This window comes from Actinotalea sp. JY-7885 (assembly GCF_014525465.1).
GTDB lineage: Bacteria > Actinomycetota > Actinomycetes > Actinomycetales > Cellulomonadaceae > Actinotalea.
Genome location: NZ_JACEXH010000217.1, coordinates 1 through 4,744, shown reverse-complemented (window position 1 = coordinate 4,744; position 4,744 = coordinate 1). Strand labels below are relative to the sequence as shown.

At 75.8% G+C, this 4,744-nt stretch carries 5 protein-coding genes; 2 read left to right on the top strand and 3 right to left on the bottom strand.

Annotated elements, in window-relative coordinates; genetic code table 11:
- The coding region (locus IDM29_RS17025; RefSeq protein ID WP_223148375.1) for a TetR family transcriptional regulator at positions 1 to 366 on the bottom strand (366 nt) is incomplete at its 3' end.
- Positions 367 to 451: 85 nt separating this feature from the next.
- Between IDM29_RS17025 and IDM29_RS15020 the strand changes: the two genes are divergently transcribed.
- Together IDM29_RS15020 and fgd are read left to right on the top strand one after the other, a co-directional pair.
- Positions 452 to 2,014, top strand: coding sequence for a hypothetical protein (locus tag IDM29_RS15020; protein ID WP_182111396.1), 1,563 nt, complete (start codon positions 452 to 454; stop codon positions 2,012 to 2,014).
- A 63-nt stretch (positions 2,015 to 2,077) separates the two neighbouring features.
- Positions 2,078 to 3,091: a glucose-6-phosphate dehydrogenase (coenzyme-F420) gene (gene fgd / locus IDM29_RS15015; protein WP_182111395.1), complete on the top strand. Its 1,014-nt coding sequence runs from the start codon at positions 2,078 to 2,080 to the stop codon at positions 3,089 to 3,091.
- A gap of 19 nt (positions 3,092 to 3,110) precedes the next feature.
- Here the strand turns inward: fgd and IDM29_RS15010 are convergent, their stop codons facing one another.
- Positions 3,111 to 4,424, bottom strand: coding sequence for an alkaline phosphatase (locus IDM29_RS15010; protein WP_182111394.1), 1,314 nt, complete (start codon positions 4,422 to 4,424; stop codon positions 3,111 to 3,113).
- A 124-nt stretch (positions 4,425 to 4,548) separates the two neighbouring features.
- On the bottom strand, positions 4,549 to 4,744 hold a 196-nt coding region (locus tag IDM29_RS15005), incomplete at its 5' end, for a hypothetical protein (protein WP_188037718.1).

Sequence of the window (4,744 nt, the reverse complement as noted above, 5' to 3'; positions counted from 1 at the left end):
GGCGGGGGCGGCGTCGGGCGCGTCCTCGGCAGGGCGGTCGGGCTCGCCCCCGGCGGGGCGCGGGGCGTCGGCCGGCTCGGGGCCGAGGGCGTCGTCGCCCTCGGCCTGGACCCGCCGCAGCGCGGAGGCGAGCAGCGTCGCCTTGTCCGGCCAGCGCAGGTAGATCGACGACTTGCCCGCCCGGGAGCGCGTGGCCACCTCGTCGATGGTCAGGCCGGCCCAGCCCTTCTCGCCGAACACGTCGAGGGTGGCCCGCAGCGCACGGTCCTCGAGCTCGGGATCGCGGGGGCGCCCCCGCCCCCGCTTCGCATCCGTCGTGCGGCCGGGCGGTGGGGTCGAGGGCTCCGGCGGGGCGGACGAGGTCACCTCCCGAGGGTAGTGCCGCAGGCGCCGTCCGGCCCGCGCAGAGCCTCCCCGGGCCCGGCCCGGCGCGCGGCGGTAATGTCCGGGAATGGGGCGACGTGGCCGACCGGGCGCGGGGCACGCGATGGTGGAGGTCGAGCTCGAGGCCGACGACGTCGAGGCGGGCTCGGTCCTCGCGGAGCTCGCCGCGCGCAGCCCCCACCACGGCTCGGCGCCCGCGGAGACAGCCGGCACGGTCGACGCCCCCCGGGCCCGACGTGGACCGCGCCTGCGGCCCCGGGTCGTGGGCGCCGTCGCGGTGCTGGGGATCGTCGCCGCGTGGGGTGCCCACGGCCTCCAGGCGCAGCGCGCCGAGGAACGCGCCGCGCGGGCCGGCGCCATCCCGGGCGTCGTCGCACCGCTCGACGAGCCCCTGGTCGCGACCTGGGAGGCGTCCACCGTGCTCGGCGTCTCGTGGACGGACGACCTGGTGCTGCGCTGGCAGGAGCGCATCGGGGGCGTCGAGCTCCAGGCGCTGGAGCCCGCCACCGGGCAGGCGCGCTGGAGCGTGGCGCGCGGCGCGACGGACGACGGCCGGGGCGTGGACTGGTGCGAGGGTGTGGCCGGTCGCGAGGAGCGCCCCGTGGTCCTGTGCTGGCGGGTCTCGCCCGTGGTCGTCCCGAACTCCGACGGCACGACCACGACCTTCGACGGCGAGCTGGTGACCCTCGACGCGACCGACGGCACCGTGGTCTCCGAGCACCCGACGGCCCTGCCGTCCTCCGGCTACGGCGTGATCGACGGTGACGCCGTGCTCGCGTACCGCGACGGTGACGTCGTGCGCGTCGTACGGACGGACCCCGTGACCGCGGAGGTGGTGTGGTCCCGCGAGCTGGCCCTGACCGCGCGCCAGCCGGACGGCTCACCGAGCGCCTGGGTCACGGTCGAGCACGACCTGGTCGTGGTGCACGGGCCGACGACCCTCGTGCTCGACGCCGACGGGGTGACCCTGGGGTCGTGGGACGCGCCGGACGTCGACGTCGAGGATGCCGACGCGCTGTCCCCGTCGCTGGAGGGTGCGCTCGTCGAGGTCACGGACCGGGGATTCGGTGCCTGGACGGACGTCATCGGGTCGAGGCGGGCCGCCACCGGCACCTGGTACGACCGCTCGGGTGCGGCGCTGAGCCCGGTGGAGGGCTTCCTCGCCGAGCCCGAGGTGAGGGACGCGAGCCTGGACCACGTGGTGCTCACCTCGAGCGGCGGCCGGGAGCTGCGCGCGACCGATACGCGGTCGGGCCAGGTGCGCTGGAGCGCGCCGCTCGAGGTCGGTCAGGTGCTGCTGCGGCGGGACGGGAGCGCGATCGTCGCCGACTCCGGCAGCGTCTTCTCGCTCGACCTGCTCACCGGCGCCCGCCAGTGGTCGGTCCCCGTGGCCGGCGCGCGCGCGGACCTGGGCACCGTGACCGACGGGCAGCGCGTGGTGCTGCTCGCGCGGTCCGACGGCCGGTGGGTCCTGCACGCCGTCGGTCTCGACGGCGTGCCGCTGTGGACCTCCGCGCTGCCGACGGCGGCCGCGCTGCCGGACGGCATCCTCGCCGGGATGCCCGTCCTGCTCGAGGTCGACGGCAGCCCCGTGCTCAACGGCAGCCAGACCATGGTGGGCCTGGGCTGACCGCGCGGTGCTCGGCGCGCGGCGCCTACGGTGGACGGGTCGGCCGTCGAGGAGAGGAACCGCATGACGCTCCGCCTGGGGTACAAGGCATCCGCCGAGCAGTTCGGCCCGCGCGAGCTCGTGGAGATCGCGGTCGCCGCGGAGGCGCACGGCATGGAGAGCGTCGCCGTGAGCGACCACTTCCAGCCGTGGCGCCACGAGGGCGGCCACGCGCCGTTCTCGCTCGCCTGGATGGCCGCGGTCGGCGAGCGCACCAGCACGATCCGGATCGGGACGAGCGTGCTCACGCCCACGTTCCGCTACAACCCGGCCGTGCTCGCGCAGGCGTTCGCGACGATGGCGGTGCTCTACCCGGGCCGCGTGTTCCTCGGCGTGGGGACGGGCGAGGCCCTCAACGAGATCGCGACCGGCTCGCGCCCCGCCGAGGAGCCCTGGCCACCGTTCAAGGAGCGGTTCGCGCGGCTCCGCGAGGCCGTCGAGCTCATGCGCACGCTCTGGCGCGAGGAGCGGGTCACCTTCCGGGGCGAGTACTACTCCACGCGTGACGCGTCGATCTACGACCGGCCCGACGGCGGCGTCCCGGTGTACGTCGCCGCGGGCGGCCCCGTGGTGGCGCGGTACGCGGGGCGGGCCGGCGACGGCTTCATCTGCACGTCCGGCAAGGGCATGGAGCTCTACACCGACAGCCTCCTGCCGGCCGTGGCCGAGGGCCTCGAGCGCGCCGGACGCGCGCACGACGACATCGACCGCATGATCGAGATCAAGCTGTCGTACGACCCCGACCCGGCGGTGGCGCTCGAGAACACGCGCTTCTGGGCGCCCCTGGCCCTGTCGAAGGAGCAGAAGCACGACATCGACGACCCGGTCGAGATGGAGCGCGCGGCCGACGCGCTGCCCATCGAGCAGGTCGCGTCCCGGTGGATCGTGGGCTCGGACCCGGACGAGGTGGTCGCCGGCATCGCGCCCTACGTCGAGGCCGGGCTGAACCACCTCGTCTTCCACGCGCCCGGGCACGACCAGCGACGCTTCCTCGAGCTCTTCGAGCGCGACCTCGCGCCGCGCCTGCGGGCCCTCTGACGGCGCCGTAGGCGCGGGGTCACCCCCGCCTGCCGCGCAGCGCGTCGAGGATGACGTCGTGCACGTTCGTGGCGTCCTGCGCGCGCGCCAGGCGCTGGGCCGAGGGGCCTTCCGCGGTCAGCGGCGTGGCGCCGCCGGTGTGGCCCGACGTCGTCCAGTCCACGACGAACTCCAGGTCGGAGCCCGCGACGGGGAAGGGGCCGTCCTCGAGGCTCTGCAGCACCTCGGCGCTCGTGCTGGTCGGGTCGCCCGACTCGTCGTCCGGGTCGACGTTCTCGATCGCGAGCCCGCCGGTCTCGTGGTCGCCGACGACCACGACCAGGGTTCCCGGGTGCTGGCGCGCGAACTCGTGGACCAGTGCCACCGTGGCGTCGAGGGCCTGGCCGGCCTGGATGGTCCGCGCGGCGTTGTTGTTGTGCGCCATCTCGTCGACGCCCTCCTCCTCGACCATGAGGAAGAAGCCCTGGCGGTCCTGGGAGAGCACGTCGAGCGCCTTCTGCGTCATGGTGCTGAGCGGCACGACCGGGGCGTACTCGTCGCCCGCGCCCTCCGGCGCCTGCTCGAACATCTCCTCGTTGGCGAACAGGCCGAGCAGCCGGTCGGCGTCGGCGGCCGCGAGCTCCTCGGGCGTGCTGACGTAGGTGTACCCCGACGCCTGCGCCCGCTCGACGAGGTTGCCGATCGTGCTCCGGCTGACCTCGGGTCGCGGGTCCGCCGGGTCGTCCGGGTAGGCGCCGGGGTCCCCCTCGGGGTACCACCAGTCCTCCCCGCCGCCGAGGATCACGTCGGGCCGGGTCTCCTCGATCATCTGGCGCGCGATCTCGGTCTGGTCGCCGCGGTCGGCGACGTGCGCACCGAACGCGGCGGGCGTCGCGTCGGTCACCTGCGCGGTCGTGACCAGGCCCGTGGCCTTGCGCAGGTCGCGCGCCTCCTCGAGGAGCGTGCGCACCGGCGCGCCGGTGAGGTCGACGGACACGGCCCCGTTGTACGTGCGCACACCCGTGGCGAAGGCGGTCGCGGCGGCCGCGGAGTCGGTCACGGCCTCCTCGGGATCCGCCGAGTCGGTGTGGGTCCACCCCGCGTACTCCAGGGAGTCCATGGCCAGCTCGCCGTCCTGACCGACGGTGGCCAGGCGCGTCGCCTCGCGCGCCGCGATGCTCAGGCCGTCGCCGACGAGCAGGACGACGTTGCGCGCCTGGTCGCGGCCGTTGCCGTGGCCGTTCCCCTGACCGTTCCCGCGGCCGTCGCCCTGGCCCCCGCCCGCGGCCAGGCCGATCGCGAGCACCGCGGCGCCCGCGGCCGTCGTCGTCCGTCGTGACGTGGTGAGTCCCATGTCGCCCCCTGGCCCGACGTCGTCGTCGGCCTCGATCCCGGCACTTCTCCGTACGGGTGAACGTACGCCGCAGGTGCCGGGGCGCACCAGGGTGGCCGGCCGACCGGACCGGGGAGCAGCCCCGTCAGGACCGCAGGGCGGTGGCGGCGGCGGCGAGGAGCGCGCGCACCGGCCCGGCGGCGTAGCCGGCCATGGCCAGGGCGAACCCGTCGGGGTGCACGTCGTCCGCCCGCAGCAGGGGCGGCTCGCCGGCGGCACGCCGGTCGAGCTCGTCCGCCGCCCGCCCCACGAGCCGCTCCACGGCCTCGGCCCGGTACCCG